The organism is Photobacterium chitinilyticum (assembly GCF_004104355.1).
GTDB classification, from domain to species: domain Bacteria; phylum Pseudomonadota; class Gammaproteobacteria; order Enterobacterales; family Vibrionaceae; genus Photobacterium; species Photobacterium chitinilyticum.
Map to the genome: position 1 here is coordinate 1 of NZ_RJLM01000207.1, position 428 is coordinate 428.

Consider the following 428-nt stretch of genomic DNA (forward strand, 5'->3'; position numbering starts at 1 on the left):
CATCCTTCACTGTAATAATATCTCGGGGTTTGCAGCGATAACTTGGTATATCAACTATACGACCATTAACTAAAATATGTCCATGATTAACTAATTGGCGCGCTTGAGGAATAGTCAAAGCCATACCCAATCGAAAAAGGATGTTATCCAAACGCATTTCAAGTAATTGTAGTAAAACCTGACCTGTTGAACCTTTGGCTTTTCCGGCGATACGGACATATTTAAGTAATTGTCGTTCTGTAAGACCATAATGAAAACGCAATTTTTGTTTTTCTTCTAGACGAATACGATATTGAGATCTTATACCGGAACGCGATTGGTTTCTAAGATCACTTCCGGCTCTAGGCCTTTTACTAGTTAGTCCCGGTAAAGCCCCCAGACGGCGTATTTTTTTGAAACGAGGCCCTCGGTAACGCGACATAAAGACT

Annotated in this window: 1 protein-coding gene; it reads right to left on the reverse strand. The window is 40.2% G+C overall.

The genetic code is table 11. From position 1 onward, the window contains the following. A partial coding sequence (gene rpsD, locus EDI28_RS28255; RefSeq protein ID WP_199287520.1) for a 30S ribosomal protein S4 occupies positions 1–428 on the reverse strand: 428 nt, incomplete at both ends.